At 41.5% G+C, this 22,574-nt stretch carries 14 protein-coding genes; 11 read left to right on the top strand and 3 right to left on the bottom strand.

Annotated elements, in window-relative coordinates:
* Positions 1-5 precede the first annotated feature (5 nt).
* Complete coding sequence (locus ID165_RS25035) at positions 6-914, bottom strand: M20/M25/M40 family metallo-hydrolase (protein ID WP_192348116.1); 909 nt, start codon at positions 912-914, stop codon at positions 6-8.
* Positions 915-1,086: 172 nt separating this feature from the next.
* Here ID165_RS25035 and ID165_RS25030 point away from each other — a divergent pair, with 172 nt between their 5' ends.
* From ID165_RS25030 to ID165_RS24995, 8 genes are all read left to right on the top strand, one after another.
* The gene (locus ID165_RS25030) at positions 1,087-2,370 is read left to right on the top strand and encodes an OmpA family protein (protein ID WP_192348115.1); all 1,284 of its coding nucleotides are present in this window, start codon (positions 1,087-1,089) and stop codon (positions 2,368-2,370) included.
* Between the two features lie 401 nt (positions 2,371-2,771).
* Positions 2,772-3,728, top strand: coding sequence for a calcium/sodium antiporter (locus ID165_RS25025; RefSeq protein WP_192348114.1), 957 nt, complete (start codon positions 2,772-2,774; stop codon positions 3,726-3,728).
* 18 nt (positions 3,729-3,746) lie between these two features.
* Positions 3,747-5,894, top strand: a complete 2,148-nt coding sequence (locus ID165_RS25020; protein WP_192348113.1) for a cation:proton antiporter — start codon at positions 3,747-3,749, stop codon at positions 5,892-5,894.
* A gap of 170 nt (positions 5,895-6,064) precedes the next feature.
* Entirely contained in the window at positions 6,065-8,464 is a 2,400-nt protein-coding gene (locus ID165_RS25015) for an outer membrane beta-barrel family protein (protein WP_192348112.1), read from the top strand.
* Between the two features lie 98 nt (positions 8,465-8,562).
* Entirely contained in the window at positions 8,563-10,740 is a 2,178-nt protein-coding gene (locus ID165_RS25010) for a DUF5916 domain-containing protein (RefSeq protein ID WP_192348111.1), read from the top strand.
* Between the two features lie 108 nt (positions 10,741-10,848).
* Positions 10,849-13,083 (top strand): DPP IV N-terminal domain-containing protein, encoded by a 2,235-nt coding sequence (locus tag ID165_RS25005; protein ID WP_192348110.1) that lies wholly within the window; start codon positions 10,849-10,851, stop codon positions 13,081-13,083.
* 63 nt (positions 13,084-13,146) lie between these two features.
* Complete coding sequence (locus ID165_RS25000) at positions 13,147-13,551, top strand: carboxypeptidase-like regulatory domain-containing protein (protein ID WP_192348109.1); 405 nt, start codon at positions 13,147-13,149, stop codon at positions 13,549-13,551.
* Positions 13,552-14,085: 534 nt separating this feature from the next.
* The gene (locus tag ID165_RS24995) at positions 14,086-15,228 is read left to right on the top strand and encodes an ATP-binding protein (RefSeq protein ID WP_225586891.1); all 1,143 of its coding nucleotides are present in this window, start codon (positions 14,086-14,088) and stop codon (positions 15,226-15,228) included.
* Between the two features lie 67 nt (positions 15,229-15,295).
* On the opposite strand, the gene clpB is transcribed toward ID165_RS24995, so the two are convergent.
* Entirely contained in the window at positions 15,296-17,911 is a 2,616-nt protein-coding gene (gene clpB, locus ID165_RS24990) for an ATP-dependent chaperone ClpB (RefSeq protein WP_192348108.1), read from the bottom strand.
* A 265-nt stretch (positions 17,912-18,176) separates the two neighbouring features.
* On the opposite strand from clpB, the gene ID165_RS24985 reads away from it, so the two are divergent.
* Positions 18,177-18,686, top strand: coding sequence for an ORF6N domain-containing protein (locus ID165_RS24985; protein ID WP_192348107.1), 510 nt, complete (start codon positions 18,177-18,179; stop codon positions 18,684-18,686).
* A 53-nt stretch (positions 18,687-18,739) separates the two neighbouring features.
* On the opposite strand, the gene ID165_RS24980 is transcribed toward ID165_RS24985, so the two are convergent.
* Positions 18,740-19,996, bottom strand: coding sequence for a dipeptidase (locus ID165_RS24980; RefSeq protein ID WP_192348106.1), 1,257 nt, complete (start codon positions 19,994-19,996; stop codon positions 18,740-18,742).
* Between the two features lie 365 nt (positions 19,997-20,361).
* Here ID165_RS24980 and ID165_RS24975 point away from each other — a divergent pair, with 365 nt between their 5' ends.
* Complete coding sequence (locus ID165_RS24975; protein WP_192348105.1) at positions 20,362-21,243, top strand: SMP-30/gluconolactonase/LRE family protein; 882 nt, start codon at positions 20,362-20,364, stop codon at positions 21,241-21,243.
* A gap of 320 nt (positions 21,244-21,563) precedes the next feature.
* Positions 21,564-22,565, top strand: a complete 1,002-nt coding sequence (locus tag ID165_RS24970) for an acyl-ACP desaturase (RefSeq protein WP_192348104.1) — start codon at positions 21,564-21,566, stop codon at positions 22,563-22,565.
* The last annotated feature ends 9 nt before the right edge of the window (positions 22,566-22,574 follow it).

Genomic DNA, 22,574 nt, shown 5'->3' with positions numbered 1-22,574 from the left:
CATATTTATAATCTTTCCATTAAATACGGATAAATATCCAACATCGCTTCCAAATCGGCTAAGGAGACTTTTTCATCAGGTGTATGCACATTTTCCTCCGCAGCACCAATAAAGCACCAATCTATCGCATAAGGAGAAAACTGAATTTCTCTCCCATCGCTGCCTCCATACTCCTCTACTTCAAGCTGAAATGGAATCCCGCTCTCTTTTGCCATGTTGATAATTTTATCAATAAACTTTTTTCTGGGAATGAACTTGTCCCGGATAGAGATTACAACCCCATTATGAAAACCAACCCCTTCAGTAATCCAAGTAATGTCGGCAATTAACGCTTGCTTAATGGGAGAGATTCTCTGTATAAATTTGATCAAAAAAGGCATACTACCACCGCCATGCTCCTCATAAGTGGTAAAAACCACCCAACCATCAGAAAGAGTTTCACAAAGTTTCAACGCAGTATACACTCCCAGTCTATTGTCCAAATAGGCCGCTTGAATGAATTCCCCATCTATTCTGATGTCCTGCACAAAGGAAAGCCGTGTTCCAGGGTCAATCCCACGTGGAAAATCATGAGAAATATCATTTTCATCACCCTTTAATTTACAATTTATTTCACCTAAAGAGTCCCTACCAACTAATTTAGTACCTTCAACTATCTCGGGGCCTCCAACGCTAATCAGTTGATTATTATACCTTGACATGAAGCCGATGGTATCTATATGGGCGAAAACAGCGGTTCTAGGCTCTCCGAATTTCAGTAAAACACAGTCATGAAATTTTTCACCAAAATAGATTTCGGGTATAACATTCCAATAATTCTTTCGTTGGTCTATATATTGCAGGAGGAAAGCGGAGATTTCAGACTCATCACCTGAAACACTATGTTTCTTGAGGATTTCGAACAAAAATTTCATTTTGGCATAAATTATGTTAATATTTCATCACTATATTTGAAAAAAGACAAGAATTAATTTTTTATCCACAATTGGGTTTTAAATTATTCAGCTAGATTTGTAGTAAATTAAAAGTTTATAAATTTGTATTCACATCAATCAACACTTAAAATTTGAACAAAAATTTTTTGTTATGAAAAAACTAATACTATCAACAATTATGGCAAGCGCTCTGGCATTCGGAGCTAATGCACAGGAATTCGACAAGTTCTCTCTTGAAGTGGGCGGAGGTTTTAATAAACCTATGGCACCAATCACCCCCGGATTCCTTTCTCCTTCTTTGAACCTCGGTCACATGGAAGTAGGAGCCAGGTATATGTTCAACGAGAAGTTTGGTCTGAAAGTAGATTATGGCTTCGGATCAACGAAAGAATCAGGAGCAGATGATGCGGCTACAGGTACATTTGATACCAGATACTACCGCTTGAACCTTCAGATGGTCACCAATTTAGGCAGAGTGATGAATTTCGAATCATTCACCAGATCGATTGGCCTCTTGGGTCACTTTGGTGCAGGCATTGGAAATGTGAAGCCTCAAGAAAATCTTTACAGTGGTGAAACTGACAAAGTCTATAATTTCATCGTAGGACTTACTCCTCAACTGAAATTAGGCAAGAGTGTCGCCTTAGTAGGTGACATCAGTACCATCATCAACGGTCGCCAATCGATGAGATGGGATGGTGCTTCTATAATAGGCCCTGCTGATCAGGGATACTATGGTGCAAATGGCACTTGGTGGACAGGTTCAATTGGACTTCAGTTTTACCTAGGTAAAAATGAAGAGCATGCTGACTGGTACATTGCAGCTGACAAATACGCTACAAAAGAAGAGCTTGCCACTCAGATCAACGGAATCAAAGATATGTTGAAAGATTCTGACGGTGATGGTGTTCCTGATTATTTGGACAAAGAACCTAACACTCCTGCCGGAGCACGAGTTAACTCTTCCGGTATGACTTTGGATTCTGACGGTGATGGTACTCCTGATCATATGGATAAGTGTCCATTCCTTCCTGGCCCGGCATCTACTAACGGATGTCCTGTTGAAGAAGTAGATGAGCAGGTTGATTTCTTTAAGAAAGCTATCAACGACGGTTATGTAAATGTTTACTACGCTTTCGATAGCTCTAAACCACTTGGATACTCTATTAGCGCAGCTAGCTATGTATCTAACTTCCTTAAGAAAAATCCGGGTGTAAGTGTTGAAATCAAAGGTTATGCTGATGAATTAGGCCCTGAGGATTACAACATGAAACTTTCAGAAAGAAGAGCTAAGTCTGTCTATGATATCCTAGTAGCCTCTGGAGTAGATGCTTCAAGACTTTCTTACAAAGGATACGGTGAAGACACCAGCGTAGACAAATCTTCTGCTGATGCTAGACAAATGGCAAGAAGAGCTAGCTTCGAAGTGAAGTAATTAGCACAGAAATACACATATAGCAAAAGAGCTCGATATTGTATCGGGCTCTTTTTTTTGCTTTCATTATTGTAATGAAGAATGGGCTGATTTTTTTGAAGGATAACTTTCTGGCATTAATTTATTCCATATTACATTCCGCTGATAAGCAGATCCTTATCTTATCCATTACCCCTGTCAAAACAAATACAGATTACCGGCAATGATACCAAAATCTCAATCCGGCTACATAGAAGCCCACAATCTTCGAAACCAATCAGCAGTGAGCACAAGAGGTATATTCCCAAAATTATTTCACTGAAAAAATATATTGATAAAGCGCATTATTACACCTGCTTTTCAATCTACTTTTGAGAGATTTTTGCGAGCAAAAAAAGCTTTCAAACAAAAATCTATGCACTATGATCCTTCAAAGTATCCTTCTCCTTGCCGGACTCTTGTTATTGGTAAAAGGAGCTGACTGGCTTGTAGATGGGGCCTCCGTTTTAGCAAAAAAACACAAAGTCTCTGACCTTGCTATAGGCCTGACGATTGTAGCTTTTGGCACTTCGGCTCCCGAACTGGTGGTCAACTCCGTTGCGTCTGTAGGTGGCTATCCTGATATTGTCTTTGGTAATATCATCGGTTCCAATAATTTCAACTTATTTATCATTCTTGGCATTGCCGGACTCATTACTCCGCTTGCAGTAAATTCAAGTTCAGTATGGAAAGAAATCCCCTTTTCTCTTTTAGCTGCCATTGTCCTATTATTCCTTGCAAACAATTATTTGAGTGAAGAAATCCCAGGACTTTCGAGAATAGATGGAGGTATATTGATCCTCCTGTTTGCAGGTTTCCTATATTACGTTTTCACCCAACTCAAATCGGAACCAACTCAGGAAGAAATACAAGTTAAAAACTATCCCAATCTGAAGATATGGGGATTAATCCTCATTGGATTGGCAGGACTTGTTATTGGAGGCAAAATAGTGGTAGACACCGCAGTATCTATGGCTCAGTCACTTGGAATAAGTGAGAAAATTATTGGGCTTACTATTGTAGCAGCAGGCACTTCTCTCCCTGAACTAGCCACATCAATAGTCGCGTCAATGAAAAAGAACAATGATATCGCAATCGGCAATATCATCGGCTCTAACATATTCAACATATTTCTGATTTTGGGCGTTAGTTCACTGATCCAACCGCTGAATTTTAAACCCGCATTCAATCAGGATATTTACATACTTATAGGAGGAACGGTCTTTTTATTCCTTGCCATGTTCGCAGGTAAGAGGAAAACACTGGATAGATGGGAAGCCGCATTACTATTAGTCATGTATTTAGGTTATACCACATACTTAGTCGCTTTAGAATTATAGCCACTTATTTCAGACTTTATGATACCGTTCTCAATTTTTTCCATTGAGCTACCCATTACCAATCCAGTACTCAAGTTTCTGGTGATTTTACTCATCATTCTTCTAGCTCCACTTTTACTTAACCGTATAAAAATCCCTCCTTTACTCGGGCTGATTATAGCGGGAGCAATAGTAGGCCCTAATGGATTAGACATGATCGAAAGAGACGGCGGCATTATTCTTTCGGGAACTGCAGGGTTGCTTTATATCATGTTTCTGGCCGGGCTCGAAATAGACCTTGTTGACTTCAGGAAGAACAGTAAAAAGAGCTTTGTTTTCGGAATGTTCACATTCTTGATTCCTATGGGATTGGGGATTTTAGCGGGTTTGTACCTGTTGGATTTTGGCTGGGCAACTTCGATTTTACTTGCCAGTATGTTTGCTTCACACACGCTTATCGCCTATCCAATGATTTCAAAAATGGGTATTGCAAAAAACAGGGCAGTGAACATTACTGTAGGAGGAACTTTAATCACTGATACCCTAGCTTTATTGGTATTGGCAATTATAGTCGGTATGGCCCACGGAGAAGTTAATGCAGCTTTCTGGACTAAGCTCGGACTCTCACTTTCTCTATTTGTCATCATAGTTTGGTTTGTCCTTCCGCAAATTGGACGCTGGTTTTTTAAGAAATATGAGGGCAACGTGTCTCAATACATATTTGTATTAGTATTGGTTTTTGCAGGAGCTGCTTTGGCAGAATGGGCTGGAGTCGAGGCTATTATTGGAGCATTTATGGTCGGACTAGCAGTAAATCCATTGATCTCACATACGTCTCCGCTGATGAACAGGATAGAATTTGTAGGTAATGCGATTTTCATCCCTTTTTTTCTGATTGGAGTTGGTATGTTGGTCGATTTTCGTGCATTTTTCCAAAGCAAGGAAACAATTATTGTGGCGATAGTAATGACACTCGTAGCGACTACTGCTAAGTATCTTGCTGCTTTGGCTACCCAAAAAACCTTTGGCTTTACAAAAGATGAACGCAAGATCATGTTCGGCCTGAGCAATGCACAGGCCGCCGCCACTTTGGCTGCTGTGTTGGTCGGCTTCAATACGATCATTGGCACAGATGCAAGTGGAGAGCCTATGAGACTGCTTTCAGAATATGTACTGAATGGCACCATTGTCATGATTCTGGTGACTTGTACCATTGCTTCTCTAGAAGCCCAGAAAGGAGCCAAACGAATTGCCATGTCCGAGTCTCCACTTAATGAAGAGAAGAGTGAAGATATTGCAGAGCGTATACTGATCCCCGTCCGAAATCAAGAAACTTCAGACGAACTCATTCATCTGAGTATGATGCTGAAGTCGCCACAGAAAAAAACAGGACTGTATGCATTAAGTATCATCAACCCGGAAACGGAGGATACAGGAGCTGAGATGAAAGCTCAAAAAACATTGAATCAGGCTAGCAAAGTGGCAGGGTCTACCGATCATTTCCTATATGAACTATTGCGCTACGATACCAATGTGGAGCATGGGATTTCCAGTGTGATTCGTGAAAATAAAATTACTGATCTAGTTCTTGGACTCCACGAAAAGCGTGGGATGGATGATAGTTTTCTTGGAGATCTGACTGAAGGACTACTCAGCAAATGCGCGACAACTACTTTTATTTACAAGCCGTACCAACCATTTGACACACATAAACGACATTTGGTATTCATTCCTCCAAATACGGAGAAGGAACTGGGCTTCCCATTTTGGTTGGTCAAAGTCTGGAATATTGCCAGAAATTCAGGAGCCAGGATGATTTTTTACACAGGAGAAGAAACAAGGACATCTCTCTTGGAAATTCTCCAAAGACACCCTATACGCGTTGATTTCCGCCCTTTCCCCACTTGGGAAGAACTGGACAAACTAGACATTTTACTCAAACCTGATGACAACATTATTATGGTGCTCAGCCGTCCCGGTGAAACATCTTATCACCCAAAAATGAGGCAAATCCCTCATCTGATCAACATGTGGCTCAAAAACCACAGCTTTATTCTAATCTACCCTAATCAACCAAAAAACGGTGCAATGCCAGTGATGGACATGATACATGGCTCATTGATTGGACCTATTGAGAGGTTGGACTGGATCGGAAGAACTGTCTCTAATCTTTTAAAAAGAAAATAGGCACCGGAACTAAACTGTAAGCTTTAATCAGTCTGTCCTTCAAAATACACCTTTGGTCATTTTTATGCTGATTTTCCTAAAAAATCGAAATATATTTTCATGATTCTAAATGAAGACATGATTTGATTTGGAACTATATTAACCCAAACCTATACCTAACCAGACATCTAATGTCCACTTATTACCATTTACCATTTCGAAAAATTACAATTTCGATTATACTGAGTATCCTTTTTTGCCCTCCTGCTTTCTCACAGCAAGAATCCAATATCAAAATTACGGGGGTCGTCCTCGAAGAAGGTTCAAGCACCCCGCTGCCCTATGCCTCAATTGGCATTTATAATACAGCAGACAGTCTTATTTCCGGAGGGCTTTCAGATGACAGCGGCAAGTTTCAAGTGGACATTTCCATTGGAGAATATTATGCGTCTGTTGAATTCATGGGTTACGAGCCTTTTAAAACTGGTTTGTTTACAATTTCCGGAAATTCATCCTTACAGGACTTGGGACAAATCCATATGAAAACCACTGCTGAAAACCTTGATGAAGTAATTGTTCAGGGCGAAAAAACCATTATGGAGCTCTCATTAGACAAGCGAATTTTCAATGTGGGAAAGGACCTGGCAAATGCCGGAGGCAATGCAAGCGATATCCTGATGAGTCTTCCTTCCATTGCGGTAGATCCGGAAGGAAATGTACGCTTAAGGGGTTCGGACAATGTCCGAATACTCATTGATGGGAAACCCTCCGGGTTGGTGAGCTTCAAAGGCAGTGCCGGCCTGCGTCAGTTGCCTGCCAATATGATTGAGCGGGTGGAAGTCATCACTAATCCCTCTGCACGCTACGAAGCCGAAGGGATGGCAGGGGTAATTAATATTATTCTAAAAAAGGATAATAACCAAGGATTTAATGGTTCATTCGAATTGGTCGGCGGCTCTCCTACCAATCTGGGCTTCACAGCAAACCTTAATTACAGACACAAAAGGATTAATTGGTTTATCAATTACAGCCTTACCCATCGCCGAGCCCCAAATGTGGGAGAGTTATATCAGGAAACGTACGGAGAAGACACTACTTTCATCTTAAACCAAAGAAATAAAGGATTGGTAAAAAGCCTTAACAACAATATTAGGGGTGGCTTGGATTATTACTTCAGCGAAAGCAGTATACTCACACTCTCCTACCTGTGGAGAAGAAGCGATGCTCACAGAATTACAGACATTCGCTACGAAGACTCTTGGAATACTTTGGGCAATCTCCAGAGTTATACGCTACGGAAACAGGATGAAACGGAAGAGGAACCCAACTCGGAAATTTCTATGAACTACAAGAAAACCTTCGACCGCAAAGGACATGAACTGACAGGAACACTGACTTATTTGAATTATTGGGAAAATTCCGATCAACTATTTACCCAAGACGGGTACACACCTCAAGGGAACCCAATCGCAGGCTCATCGGTACTCCAAACTTCCCTGAACGATGAATACGAAAATCAATACCTTGCTATGCTTGATTATGTCCAACCATTTGGCAAAGAAGGAAAATTCGAGAGTGGGTTTCGGACAAGTTTTAGGGAAATGAAGAACGACTACCTTGTGCAGCAAGCAAATGAAAGTGGAAGTCTTGAGCCTATTCCCGGTCTGGACAATATTTTTCTATACGATGAAAACATTCTCGCAGCCTATGGTATCATTGGAAATAGCACTAACAAATGGAGCTATCAAGGCGGGCTTAGAATAGAATATACAGATGTAGAAACTACATTGGAAAAAACCATGGAGGTAAATCCCAGAAAATATACAGATCTCTTTCCCAGTGCCCATCTGACCTACAATATTTCAAAAGAAAATGCCTTTCAAATCAGCTACAGTCGCAGAGTACGACGGCCGGTTTATAATGATTTAAGCCCTTATGTAACACTTTCGGATGCGCGGAATTTCTTCAGTGGAAACCCCGACTTAAATCCCGAGTACACCAATTCTTTTGAGCTGGGCCACATCAAGTATTTTGACAAGGGAACTCTTTTCACCACAGTTTATTACCGGAGCACAAATGACAAAATCGAACGGCTACGCGATGTGGACCAAGATGGAAATTCTACCACATTACCTTTCAATCTGAATGGAGAAAATTCATTTGGTGTGGAACTCAGCAGCGACTATCAACTATTCCCTTGGTGGAAATTGGACTTCAATGCGAATTTCTTCCATGCTGATATCGATGGAACTAATATTCAGAATGGATATGAAACCAAAACTTATTCTTGGCTTTTTCGACAGACCTCCAGATTTACATTGACACAAGGACTTGACCTACAGCTTCGCGCAAATTACGAAGCTAGACAAAAAACAGTACAGGGGGTTAGAAAGGGGATTTTCTTTATGGATTTTTCCGCAAGTAAAAATATCCTACAGGATAGAGGCTCCTTAGTTTTTAATGCTACCGACATTTTCAATTCGAGAAGAAACAGGTACATCAGTGAAGGATCCAATTTTTATGCCGAGGGAGATTTCCAATACCAGAGGAGGCAGTTTATTTTGACCTTAAGCTATAGATTAAAGCAATAAAAGTTTATTTATTTTTTTCATTAACTTAGCTGTAGCTTATAAAAAAATTACTTAATATTTCGAGAATAAACCCTTATCAGCATTATAAGTATGCCCCCATGCGTAATCTGATTCTTCTTTTGCTGTTGGGAATGGCCAACACGACGATACTTTCAGCACAGAAAATCAACAATTCCTATCGACTACATATTCAGAAAGCCTCCTCTGAAATCCTGATTGACGGAGCTTTGGATGAGCAAGCGTGGTTGGATGCGGAAGTGGCCAAAGATTTCTTTATGATCACGCCGATGGACACGAGCTTTGCTCAGGTAAGAACTGATGTGAGAATGACTTATGATGATGAAAATCTATACCTCTTGGTAGAGAATTTTCATGCCGTCGAAGGCCCTTATATGGTTGAATCACTTCGGCGGGATTTCAACTTTGGCAAGAATGACAACTTCCTACTCTTCATGGATCCATTTGATGATCAGACAAATGGGTTTTCCTTTGGTGCCAATGCGGCCGGTGCACAGTGGGACGGAATCATGTACAATGGCGGAAGTGTGGATCTCAGTTGGGATAATAAATGGAGTTCCAAAGTCACCAATTATGATGACAAATGGGTTTTTGAAGCAAAAATCCCATTCAAATCCATCCGTTACAAAAAAGGAATTACAGAATGGGGAATCAATTTTTCCCGCCTTGACCTGAAAACTACTGAAAAATCAGGATGGGCCCCAGTTCCACGTCAATTCCCATCAGCCTCTCTCGCTTACACTGGAATACTTGTTTGGGACGAAGCTCCTCCCCAGACGGGGGCAAATATCTCCGTGATTCCTTACGCTTTGGGAGGAGTAAGTAAGGAAGTGTCATCAGGAGGTGAGGCAGAATACCGAAAGGAGATAGGAATGGATGCAAAAATCGGCTTGACTTCCTCGCTCAACTTGGATCTTACTGTTAATCCTGATTTCTCACAAGTAGAAGTCGATCGACAAGTCACCAACCTAGATCGGTTTGAATTGTTTTTCCCAGAACGACGCCAATTCTTTCTGGAAAATGGTGACTTGTTTGCAAATTTTGGATACAGCACGATCCGCCCATTTTTCTCCAGAAGAATCGGATTAAATGCTCCAATTCAGTTTGGTGCTAGACTAAGCGGAAAAATCAACAAGAGCTGGAGAATCGGTGCCATGAATATGCAAACCGGCCAAGTGGAAGAAGATAAGTTGCCTTCCCAAAATTTTACAGTTTTGGCACTTCAACGACAAGTTGGAGCAAGATCCAATATATCCGGGATTTTCATCAATAAGCAATCGCTAAACTATAATCCGGATCCGACTGTCGAAGCTCCGATTTATTCCCAATTCAACCGCAATGTAGGATTAGAGTACAACCTAGCCTCTTCGAACAACCTTTGGACCGGCAAAGCAATGGTTCTACAGAGTTTTGGGCCGAATAATATTGGCAATGGCTTTGTCCATGCCGCCAATTTGAAGTACACTGCAGGGAATCTCTCATGGAACTGGCAGCATGAATATGTGTCTGAAAATTACACCGCAGAAGTGGGCTATGTGCCGAGAACAGGGTTTTACAAAATCAGCCCAGGGGCAGGCTATCGCTGGTTTCCGAAAAGTGAAAAAATCTTGAGCCATGGGCCGGATTTTGGCACAACATTCTTTTTCAATAAAAGGGGAGAACAAACAGACAACACTACATTTCTAGCATATAATCTAAAGTGGAGAAGTCAAAGCACGTTTATGCTATGGACGAGTACAGATTATGTAAAGCTACAACATCCCTTTGACCCAACAAATTATAGTGGAGATACTCTGGCAGCGGGTACAGCTCATCAATGGTATGCGATGGGGGCTGAATACGCCTCTAAACCGCAAAGTGTCTTAACTTATGCTTTTTCTATGCGCTTAGGCGGATACTATGCGGACGGCGAGCGCTATAATTTGATAGCTGAGCTTGGCTATAGGTTCCAGCCCTATGTGAGCATTACGATGAATGCAGGCTATAATGCCATTCATTTACCTGAACCGTGGAATACTACAAGCTTTTGGTTGATCGGTCCCAGAATAGATGTCACCATGACAAATACCCTATTTTTCACCGCATTTGTCCAGTATAATGAGCAAATTGAAAACATCAATCTAAATACCCGCTTCCAGTGGCGATTCAAACCCGCTTCAGACCTGTTTTTAGTTTACACCGACAATTATCTTCCCGCTCCATTTTACACCAAAAACCGCTCGCTGGTACTGAAGTTTACCTATTGGTGGAATGTATAGAGACCACTCTCCCTCTCGATTGATGGATTGCGCTCAAATATTAGCCCTTTCATCCCATTTAGGAGATATAATTTTACTTTAGCAGTACAGAAAGCTAATTCCATTCTCATGAACCGCTCATTTAAAAAGTCAATTTTTATCTTTTTGGCATTTTTCGCAATTGGTGAATTATCTGCCCAAAGCTCCGAACTCCTTACCCTCGACAGAATCTACAGCTCGGGAGAGTTTGCACAAGAAAGGCTCCAACCAATCCAATGGATTGAAAATGGGGCTGCCTATGTGACTGTGGATAATGGAAATGAGCTGGTAAGATGGGATAGCAAAAATTTGGAGAAAAGTGTTTTTGTCCCTAAAGAAGCTTTGCAAAACGCTGAAAAATCTATTGCAATTGAATCATTCACGCTATCAGATGACGGATCAAAAGTCCTGATTTTTACCAATTCCAGCCGTGTTTGGAGGTCAAATACAAAAGGAGATTACTGGGTTTATGATTTAGAAACAAAGCAGTTAAAACAACTGGGAAACGAATTTGAGCCTTCCTCCCTTATGTTTGCAAAATTTTCGGCCGATAATAAATACGTAGCCTACGTGCATCAATTCAATCTGTACATACAAAACTTTACTACAGGTGAAATCACACAGCTTACCAATGATGGTACAGGCAAGCTCATCAATGGAACCTTTGACTGGGCTTACGAAGAAGAGTTTGGGAAAAGAGATGGGTTTTCCTGGAGTCCCGATGCCGCGTACCTTGCTTTTTGGCAGATCGACGCATCTAGGATCGGCACTTTTTACATGATCAACAATACCGACTCGGTTTATTCCCGTCCGATTCCTTTACAATACCCAAAAGTGGGTCAGGAACCTGCGGGAGCCAAAATCGGCCTGATTGATATGGTTTCGCAACAGACTAAGTGGATACCGATTCCGGGTGGAGAAAAAGAAAATTATCTTCCCGGTATGCAGTGGATCAATGCTGATTTACTCTTGATTCAGCAAATGAATCGTAAACAGAATAAGCTTACCGTATGGACCTACAAACCTTCCAATGAAGAGCTGAAAGAAATCTATGAAGAAACGGAAGAAACCTGGGTGGATTTGGCTTATCCTGATCTATCCCGATATGGCTGGAGCGACAATAGTTTACCTCTCGTCGATAAAGGAAAAGCTTTTCTCAGAATGACAGAGAATGATGGCTGGAGACATATCTATAAAGTCGAAATAGCTACGGGACGGAAAACGTTGGTCACGCCAGGTGAATTTGATGTTGCTTCATTTGGAGCTGTGACCGAAAAAGAAATCTATTTTATTGCCTCTCCTGACAATGCCACCCAACGTTATTTGTACGCTATTGATTTGGCAGGCAAGGGAAAACTCAGAAGAGTAACACCGGAAACTTTTGAAGGAGTAAATACCTATGACATTGCTCCCAATGGTCAAATCGCTGTACATAATCATCAAAGTACCGCTATTCCACTTACTACGCGATTGATTTCTTTGCCAAAGCATGAAACCATAAAATCCCTGGTTGAAAATAAAGTGTACAAGCAAAAACTGGCATCACTCAAAACTCCCGATATTAAATTCACAACAGTGACCACTTCCGAAGGAGTGACAATGGATGTGAGAGTGATCTATCCAATTGATTTTGATGAATCTAAAAAATACCCCGTGCTCTTCCACGTCTATGGGGAGCCTTGGAGCACTGTAGCTACGGATACTCAGGTTGGACTTTACAATATTATGCTGGCGCAAAAAGGTTATTTCATCATTGATATGGACAATCGGGGCACACCAACTTTGAAAGGGAGCGATTGGAGAAAAAGCATCTATAGAAAAATCGGAGTAATCAATGCCCAAGATCAAGGGCTGGCTGCCAAAGAACTACTGAAGCTTCCCTATCTGGATGAAAGCCGGGTTGCAGTTTGGGGATGGAGCGGCGGAGGCTCCATGACACTAAACCTGATGTTTAAATTCCCTGAAATCTATCAAACGGGTATGTCCGTTGCCGCAGTATCGAATCAACTGATTTATGATAATATCTACCAAGAAAGATACATGGGCCTACCTCAAGAAAACATGGAAGATTTCATAAACGGATCACCGATCACTTATGCTAAAAACCTAGAAGGAAATCTATTGATCGTACATGGCACCGGCGATGACAATGTGCACTATCAAGGAGCTGAAATGCTAATGAACGAATTGATCAAACACAATAAACAATTCCAGATGATGCCTTATCCTAACCGTTCCCATGGGATTTATGAAGGTGCTGGAACGAGCTTGCATTTATACACTCTGCTGACAAACTACCTGATGAAACATACGCCAGTCAATTAACTATCAGAAGATTAGGATTTATGAACTATTTTGTTTTTCTTACTATTAAAATTTAGTAGTATTATGAAAAACACATTGGACAATTCCCACAAACGCTACCAAAGGAAGCTAAGAGTTGGTTTTCTTACAGCCATTTGCTTATTCATTGGAGGAATAGCATTTTCCATTTCAAAGCTCACTGCTGCTCCTGATGCGGGACAACTTATAGCTGATAAAACTGTAAAAGGACTTATCCTTACCCCAGAAAGGAAACCCATTCCGGGTGCGGTCATCCTTGTCAAGGATACAACTACTGGAACCGTAACAGATATAAATGGAGTTTTCACCATGGACTTGCAATACTTCAAAGAAGAAAATGTAACTCTAAAAATCTCTATGGTTGACTACGAATCCATAGAAATGGTGGTGAACACAAACAAGCTCCCAAAAGAGCTGGGTAAAATTACACTTCAAAAAGAAACGGACTAAAGATTGCATTTAAATCGACACCGTTAACTTTCTTAGGTATTACAAAAGCAGCTGGAGTGATCACTCTAACTGCTTTTTTTGTCCATTTTCGATCTGCAATTTTGCCCAAAACTTTTATTCCATTCTGCAACTCTTTATCTAACGAACCAATAGGAAGAGGGCGAGCAGTTAGCAAATCAAAAAACCAATTCTGAGAGCTGTGATTTTAATTAAGAGAACGGGCACTGGAACCGCCGCTGATATTAATAGCTACTTTGAACTAAATATCTATAAATCGTCACTTTAGTGACCACTTATTCAGATTCCACAAATATTAAGGCGGATGTCAAAACATCCAAACTCCCGAAGGATCTTGGACAGATCAAATTTAATAAAAATAAGAACTGACGATATTTACATTAATTAAGACAATAAACTGACGGTATTTACATTAATTTCATCAGTAAGCTGACGGAATTTACATTAATTGAGTCAGTTATATATTAAAATCAAGTAAAAAATTATACATTGCACTGTATTTCAATCCGATAGACAGTGCAAAATATCCCGAGAGCTTTACAAGCCAATTTCCATCGCAAACTCAAGCCAAACAAGGTATTGATGATCCTTGGCCCGAGAAGGTCTGGGAAAACTGCGCTTGTACGGCAATTTACCAAGGATGTCGATCCGCAACAAAGCCTGATCCTCAATGGAGAAGATGTGTTGGATGCAGCGCTCTTGCAGGAAAGGTCAGTGGCCAATTATAGCAGATTGCTGGCCGGCAAAAACTTGTTAGTCATCGACGAGGCGCAGCATATTCCGGACATCGGACTCATTCTCAAACTAATAGTGGATAGTATCGATGGGATACAAGTGATCGCTACCGGTTCCTCTTCATTTGATATGCACCAGCAGGTGGGAGAGCCTTTGGTAGGCAGAAAGAACACCTTATTTCTTTATCCACTGGCACAGATGGAATTTGCGAAAATAGAAGATTTCAAAACCACATTGGAAAACCGTGAAGAACGCCTGATTTTCGGAGGCTATCCGGAACTCACGCGCTATCCCGACTGGAAGGACAAGGAAGATTACCTCTACCAGATCATGAACGACTATCTTTTGAAAGATATTCTGATGGTCGATGGGGTGAAAAATTCCGACAAACTCTACTCATTGCTTCGGCTGATAGCTTTTCAAGTGGGAAAAGAGGTTTCTCTGGAAGAACTCGGCAAGCAACTGGGAATGTCAAAAAATACGGTAGAGCGCTATTTGGATCTGCTGTCCAAAGTATTCGTGGTGTTCAAGATCGGCGGATACAGCAGAAATCTCCGCAAAGAAATCGTGAAGAACAGCCGTTGGTACTTCTATGATAACGGTGTCCGAAATGCCATCATCCAAAATTTCAACCGCTTGAATATGCGGGCAGACGTGGGAGATCTATGGGAAAATTACTTGGCGGTAGAACGGAGGAAATTTCAGAATTATAGTCAAATGCACTGCACTAACTATTTCTGGAGGACATACGATCAGCAGGAAATCGACTGGGTAGAAGAAGAGGGAGATTTGCTACGTGCTTTTGAATTCAAATACCAACCCAACAAACCTCCCAAAGCGCCGGCGGCTTGGGCAAAAGCTTATCCTGAAGCGAGCTATGAAGTTATTCATCCGGTGAATTACCTGGATTGGATCGGGGGATAATCATCCAAAAAAAACCCTTGAAGCCTTACTGGCCTCAAGGGTTTTGAATAGTTGAGTAGACTACTGCTTACAACTCAGCAGTTTCCACATTTTTGAAATACACATGATTATCCGCATCCAGGTCCACCAACACTGCAGAGTCATTTTTGATATAGCTGGATAATATTTGCTTGGACAACTCATTCAGCACCAATCGCTGCATGGTTCTCTTCAGGGGTCTTGCGCCGAAGTTAGCATCAAAACCAACTTCACCCAAGTAGTCCAGCACTTCTTTAGTGGCTTCGATTTCTATACCTGATTCAGATAGTCTATGCTGAATTTCTCTCCATTGGATGTCCACTATCTTGCGGATGGTATGCTTATTAAGCGGTTCAAACATGATGGTTTCATCTATTCTATTCAGGAATTCAGGACGTACCGATTTTTTCAAGAGCTCATAAACTTCTGTTTTTGTCTTTTCCAAAATCTCATCTTTATTCCATTCTTCTATTTCAGCAAACCGCTCCTGAATCAAATGTGAACCTATATTGGTTGTCAGAATGATGATGGTATTCTTGAAGTTCGCCACACGTCCTTTATTATCAGTCAATCGACCATCGTCCAAGACTTGCAAGAGAATGTTGAACACATCAGGATGTGCTTTTTCAATCTCATCCAGCAAAATCACTGAATAGGGTTTTCTTCGAACCGCCTCAGTCAATTGCCCTCCTTCATCGTAGCCCACGTAGCCCGGAGGCGCTCCCACCAGCCGGCTGACGGCATGTCTTTCTTGGTATTCAGACATATCGATCCGCACCATAGCGTTTTCATCATTGAAGAGATATTCCGCCAATGCTTTCGCAAGCTCAGTCTTACCTACGCCGGTAGTCCCCATAAAGATAAAGCTACCGATCGGACGCTTCGGATCTTGCAGCCCAGCTCGACTTCTGCGGACAGCATCGGACAACGCTGTAATCGCCTCTTTTTGGCCAGCTACTCTCCTTCCAAGCTCATCTTCCAGATGCAGTAACTTTTCCCGCTCAGATTGAATCATTTTATTCATCGGGATACCTGTCCACTTGGACACTACCGCAGCAATATCCTCCTGGTCTACTTCCTCTTTCAGCAATGGTGAACCGGCCTGCATCTCTGCCAATTGAGATTTGAAAGACTCCAACCTCTGCTCAGCCTCGCCTATTTTACCATAACGGATCTCTGCTACTTTACCAAAGTCACCGGCTCTTTCAGCCTGTTCAGCTTCCAGCTTATAATTATCAATACGCTCTTTCTCACGCTGTATTCCGGTGATCACGGCTTTCTCACTTTCCCATTTGGCTTTTACGCTGTCCCGCTTTTCTGCCAACTCAGCCAGTTCTTTGCTTAGAACAGTTTCCTTGTCCTTATTTTTCTCTCTGCGAATTGCTTCCCGCTCGATCTCCAACTGCATGATTCTACGGTTTAGCTCATCCAACTCCTGTGGCAATGAATCAATCTCCATTCTCAATTTAGCCGCAGCTTCATCCATCAAGTCAATTGCCTTATCCGGTAAAAAACGATCAGAAATATACCGCTGCGAAAGCTCTACTGCTGCAATAACCGCATCATCCTTAATTCGTACACCATGGTGCAATTCGTATTTATCCTTAATCCCCCTAAGAATAGAGATCGCGTCTGCAGCATCCGGCTCATCCACGATTACAGACTGGAATCTACGCTCCAGTGCCTTGTCTTTCTCAATGTATTTCTGGTATTCCTTAAGGGTGGTCGCTCCTATTGCATGGAGCTCTCCTCTAGCCAAAGCAGGCTTTAACAAATTGGCCGCATCCATGGCTCCTTCACCGCCCCCACCGGCTCCAATGAGTGTGTGAATCTCATCGATGAAAAGAATAATCTCTCCCTCTGCATCCGTGACTTCTTTGATCACGGCTTTTAACCGCTCCTCAAACTCCCCTTTATACTTGGCTCCTGCGACAAGCAACCCCATATCCAGAGAAATCAATGTCTTGGATTTAAGATTTTCGGGCACATCACCGGACACTATCCGCTGGGCAAGTCCTTCGACGATAGCAGTCTTACCCACACCTGGTTCACCAAGTAGAATCGGATTGTTCTTGGTTCTACGGGCCAAGATTTGAAGTACTCTCCTAATCTCTTCATCACGGCCTATCACTGGGTCAATCTTCCCCTTCTTGGCCATTTCATTCAGGTTTTTGGAGTATTTCTCCAATGCCTGATATTTGCTTTCTGCATTTGGATCAGTCACTTTATTTCCTTTTCTAAGTTCTTTGATAGCTTCGATCAAAGGCTTCTCGGAAATCCCCTGATCTTTTAAAATTTTTCCCGCAACATCTGCATTTGCCAGAATAGCAAGCAACAGATGCTCAATTGCTACGTACTCATCACCAAAGGTTTTGAGATAATCCTTGGCTTTGATCAGCACCTGATTGGAATAATTGGAAAGGTAAGGCTGCTGGCCACCACTTACTTTAGGCAATTTAGCCAATTGCTCATCCACTTTTTGGGTGATCAACTGCTTGCCCGTACCGAATTTTTTAAATAAAAATTCGGTTACATTCTCATCTTCCGAAAGGAGTCCTTTGAGCAAATGTACCGGCTCAATATTCGGCTGTCCTGCCGATGTTGCCAACTCTAAAGCCTTTTGGATGGCCTCCTGAGATTTTATTGTGAATTGTTTGAAGTCCATATAGTTGGGTTATTAGTGGTATCTAAATTTACAGGTTGAGGTTCTAAGATTCTCTTTAGCGCACCTTCATTTCTCACTCTGTATTATCAAACCTACTTCCAATTACTTTTTTCGGTCAAAATGGCTGAAAAACAGGGCATTCAAAGCAGAATACGGAAAATTTGACGGGATTTTATTCGAGGTACGGTCATTTCACGACATTATGAATGTTTAAAATTCCGGATTTTCCTATATTAGATTTACACTTTTTATAATAACCACATCTATGAACGAACTTTTAAACGAAGAGCAGGTTCTCCAGCTCATCCACAAAATCCGCCAACAAAAAGTTATGCTGGATAGTGATTTGGCAGAAATGTATGGTGTGGAGACGAAGCGTCTCAATGAGCAAGTCAAAAGAAGTATTGATCGATTTCCTGAGGACTTCATGTTCCAGCTTTCTTCAGAAGAATGGGAAAACTTGAGGTCGCAAATTGCGACCTCAAGTTGGGGAGGCCGTCGTAGTTTACCGTACGTGTTTACAGAGCAAGGAGTAGCGATGCTCTCATCAGTTCTCAATAGTCCGCGTGCTATCCAAGTAAATATCTCCATTATCCGGATTTTCGTAAAGATTCGAGAATGGGCTTTAAATTATTCAGAATTGCAGGACAAAATTCAAGCATTGCAAGATGCTGAATCCAATCAAAACGAACACATTAATCACATCTATCAGATGATGGAAGAGCTTTTGAAGCCAAATCTGGGAAAGCGAAAGCAAATAGGGTTTAAAAAGTAAAACCCTGCTTCAGTCGAGAAACAGGGTTTATAAGTTACAGTAAGTAATCAAAGTTACTGTTGGCTAGCCGCATAATCCTCCACAGCGTTCCAGACTCTAAACACATTTTTATAACATATCTTTTCTATATCATCTCTGGTGTATCCCCTCTTTAGAAGCTCTGCAATCAAATTTGGAAACATAGAAACATCCTTCAACCCAGTGGGCAAAGAGTCTCCCACCCCATCAAAATCAGAACCCAATCCTATATAATCTATCCCTACCAGATTTTTGACATAATCGATGTGGTCTGCAACCCGATGTACCGTAGGAAAAGGATTGTTTGCCGCCGCATATTCAGCAGCATAAGCTTGAAATACAGAATCACGACGGCTCAAGTTATTCTCTGCCATGTAGTTTACCAAATGCTCCCGCACTTTATCAGTACCGGCCGAGTAGGCAGAATCTATAAAAGACCCACCGAAATTGATCATCATCACACCTCCATTTTTAGCCATAGCCTGAATCAATTCATCACTCATATTACGCTCAAAACCCGGTGTAAACTTCCTGACAGAAGAATGGGAAGCGATGACCGGCACTTTGGTAATAGCCAATGCATCTTTAAACGTATCATCCGAAACATGCGAAAGATCAACCATAATCCCTACCCGGTTCATCTCAGCAACCACCTGCTCACCATATTCGCTCAGTCCATTGTATAATCTAACAGTATCATAGCTACTGTCACCGATCAAATTCGCTTTTCCATGGGTAAGTGTAATGTATCGTATGCCTCGTCCATGAAAATACGCCACATTCGCAATATCGTCTTCAAGAGCAGATCCATTTTCCATCCCCATGGGAAGGGAGACTTTGCCTGCATCAAAATTAGCTTCTATATCAGCCGGACTATAGGCCATCGCAAATTTATCCGGAAATGTCTCTGCCAACCGCTCCGTCATCAGTATTAAAGAATCTGCCAGAGCTTTTGAGGAACCTGGGGTCTGCTGAAGACCTGCCGGAATATAAATCGACATAAATGGAGCATCCAGCCCACCTTCCTTCGCTCTTGGAAAGTCAAAGTTGCCATCAGGAGTGCGCACCGAAACATCCAACACTTCACGCTGAAGAGTAAATCCCCCTACTTTCATCCGGTATGGCAAATCCACGTGCCCATCTACCATGATAGTTTCATGGGCAATTTCGGTAGCTGCTTCCAAACGCTCTTCATCAGAAAGTGCAGTATAATCAATAGCTTCCTCTTGTTCTTTAGCCGTACATGCCAGAGCCAGAACGGACAGTACTACAACGTTTAAATATTTTCTCATAAGTTGGTCGGTTAGAATAATTTCTAAGATACGGGGTTTTTACTATTGGATGACACAATAATCCATCAATGGACTTTTCTGCAGAATTTCACCCCATTTCACACAATACAAAAACCATTTTATTTGAATAAATATCTTAATCCATAAAAAACACACCATGAATCATCCATATACTAAAAACAGATCAAAAACAGACCTTAGCTAAACTCTTTATTTTTGGCTCTGGCAGAACTAGGCTCTTTCTAATATCTTTGACACAAAAGTTCTTTTGTTGTAACTTCTCACCCTGAAGAGGAACTAACCGACCAGCAATCAAAATCCTTCTTGGATAAAAAATCAACCATTGAAAACCAAAATTCGAACTCATGAACATTACGCTAAAAACCACCATTCTAGGCATATCATCAGCGTTACTTTTCGCACAATGTAGCCCAAAAGAAACCAAAGAAACTACCGAAGAAACAGTAGTGCAAGAAGTAAAAACCCCAACCCTAACCAAAATTTGGGAAACCGACACCACGCTGACCACCAACGAATCAGTGCTGTATGATGCAGCTTCAGGAAAAATATATGTATCCAACATCGAAGGTGACCCCAGAGGAAAAGATGGGAAAGGATCAATCTCAATAATCGACAAGGAGGGAAACATAGTTACTCAAGAATGGGTAACTGGCCTCAATGCGCCGAAAGGCATGGGCATCGCCAACGGAAGCTTGTACGTTACCGACATTGATCAGCTTATAGAAGTAAATCTAGAATCAGGCAAAATCAGTAACAAATACCCTGTCGAAGGAGCCGGTTTCTTAAACGATCTGGCAACCGATGATGGTAAAGTATATTTCACAGACATGAATACAGGTAAAGTCCACCTACTTGATGCAGGTAAAATATCCACCGTCACTGAGGGACATGAATCAATCAACGGCATTGCCATCGGAAATGATGGAGCAATCTATGGGCTGGACAAATCAGGTTTGAAGATCCTTAATGCTGATGGTAGTTCTGAAATTGTGAATAAAACTGTCACTGGCGGTGATGGCTTGGTGATCTTGGCCGATGGCAAATACATTGCTTCCCGATGGGCTGGAGAGATTTACTTTGTCAATGGCGAAGAAGAAACTTTAATGCTGGATACAAAAGACATGGAGTCAAACACAGCTGACATCGGATTCATTCCTGAAGACAACGTTGTATTGGTTCCAACTTTCTTCAAAAACAAAGTAGTAGCATACAAACTAGATTATTAGTAAGTTATTCCAAGCTCTTTTAAAAGCCTTCTTTCCTGGCTTTTAAAAGTTTGATGAACCCTGAGAGCTTAAATTCGCTTATACTTATAGAGTAAGTGCCCTAAGGAATTTCTACCTAGCCTAAGGCTAACATGAGCAAAGCATAAAAAAACACACATCTCACCCCTTGACTGGCCCAGTTAATGTTTTGTATGTGGGTTACTTATGGAATTCCAAATCATTGATAGGCACTTTCTATCAGGAATTAGTCCATTTGTGAGTAAATTTGTCCTAATTCAAAACCGAACCGAGTTATTCTTAATTCGGACCTAAATTTATCCATGATGAAATCAGGAGAAATAAATTACGAACTAGAAAAAAATATAGAGGTTATCTCCCAATTGGATGGTCTTGTAGGCGAAGCTGTAGACAATATCCTAGTGGATCCAGATAAGTGCTGGCAACCCTCAGATTTCCTGCCTGATTTTGGAAATCCTGATATTCACGATGAAATTAAATTCCTCCAAAAAAGATCTGAAGGCATCCCTGACACAGTATTGACCTCTCTTGTAGGTAATATGATCACTGAAGAAGCTCTTCCAAGTTATCAGACCTACTTCAATCTTTTAGAAGGAATCAATCCTGAGAGAAATCTGCTTTCGCCTTCCGGCTGGGTAAGGTGGTCTAAATCGTGGACTGCTGAGGAAAACCGTCATGGTGATCTTCTCAACAAGTACCTCTACATGACGGGAAGAGTGGACATGAAAGCCGTAGAACAAACAATCCATAGATTGCTGATGAATGGATTTGACCCTAATTCCGGAGGCGATCCTTATCAGGCGATTGTTTACACTTCGTTTCAGGAAAGAGCCACAAAAATCTCTCACGTCAATACAGGAAAGCTTGCTGACATTGCAGGAGATTCTGTATTGGGAAGAATCTGTAAGCAGATTGCAGGTGATGAGGCTAGACATGAAAAGGCCTACAAAAGCTTTATGTCTGCCATATTCGAAATTGATCCGAATGGAGCAATCATCGCTTTTGAGAAGCTTATGAGAAAGCAAATAGTGATGCCTGCTGTATTGATGGGAGAAGGCGGATCCAATCCTTCTTTATTTACCCAATTCTCAGCGATTACCCAGAAAGTCGGGATTTATACCGGCTGGGACTATGCGAGAATCATAGAACACCTAGTCAGTCTTTGGAAAATAGAAAGCTTGACGGGACTAAATGATGTAGCCTCTAAAGCGCAGGACTACCTTGTCAAACTATCTGACAGATACATGAGACTGGCGGATAGAATGAAGGCTCCTGAAGAAGTAAAACTCGCATGGCTTAAATAATCCGTCATT

Source organism: Algoriphagus sp. Y33, from assembly GCF_014838715.1.
Classification (GTDB): Bacteria; Bacteroidota; Bacteroidia; order Cytophagales; family Cyclobacteriaceae; genus Algoriphagus.
Note: the sequence above shows the minus strand (reverse complement) of the source record. Positions and strands in the feature narration are given on the sequence as shown.

Excerpts from the sequence above, each read along its gene's own strand:
- ID165_RS25035 (WP_192348116.1), bottom strand. The coding sequence starts at position 914 with ATGAAATTTTTGTTCGAAATCCTCAAGAAACATAGTGTTTCAGGTGAT.
- ID165_RS25030 (WP_192348115.1), top strand. The coding sequence starts at position 1,087 with ATGAAAAAACTAATACTATCAACAATTATGGCAAGCGCTCTGGCATTC.
- ID165_RS25025 (WP_192348114.1), top strand. The coding sequence starts at position 2,772 with ATGATCCTTCAAAGTATCCTTCTCCTTGCCGGACTCTTGTTATTGGTA.
- ID165_RS25020 (WP_192348113.1), top strand. The coding sequence starts at position 3,747 with ATGATACCGTTCTCAATTTTTTCCATTGAGCTACCCATTACCAATCCA.
- ID165_RS25015 (WP_192348112.1), top strand. The coding sequence starts at position 6,065 with ATGTCCACTTATTACCATTTACCATTTCGAAAAATTACAATTTCGATT.
- ID165_RS25010 (WP_192348111.1), top strand. The coding sequence starts at position 8,563 with ATGCGTAATCTGATTCTTCTTTTGCTGTTGGGAATGGCCAACACGACG.
- ID165_RS25005 (WP_192348110.1), top strand. The coding sequence starts at position 10,849 with ATGAACCGCTCATTTAAAAAGTCAATTTTTATCTTTTTGGCATTTTTC.
- ID165_RS25000 (WP_192348109.1), top strand. The coding sequence starts at position 13,147 with ATGAAAAACACATTGGACAATTCCCACAAACGCTACCAAAGGAAGCTA.
- clpB (WP_192348108.1), bottom strand. The coding sequence starts at position 17,911 with ATGGACTTCAAACAATTCACAATAAAATCTCAGGAGGCCATCCAAAAG.
- ID165_RS24985 (WP_192348107.1), top strand. The coding sequence starts at position 18,177 with ATGAACGAACTTTTAAACGAAGAGCAGGTTCTCCAGCTCATCCACAAA.
- ID165_RS24980 (WP_192348106.1), bottom strand. The coding sequence starts at position 19,996 with ATGAGAAAATATTTAAACGTTGTAGTACTGTCCGTTCTGGCTCTGGCA.
- ID165_RS24975 (WP_192348105.1), top strand. The coding sequence starts at position 20,362 with ATGAACATTACGCTAAAAACCACCATTCTAGGCATATCATCAGCGTTA.
- ID165_RS24970 (WP_192348104.1), top strand. The coding sequence starts at position 21,564 with ATGATGAAATCAGGAGAAATAAATTACGAACTAGAAAAAAATATAGAG.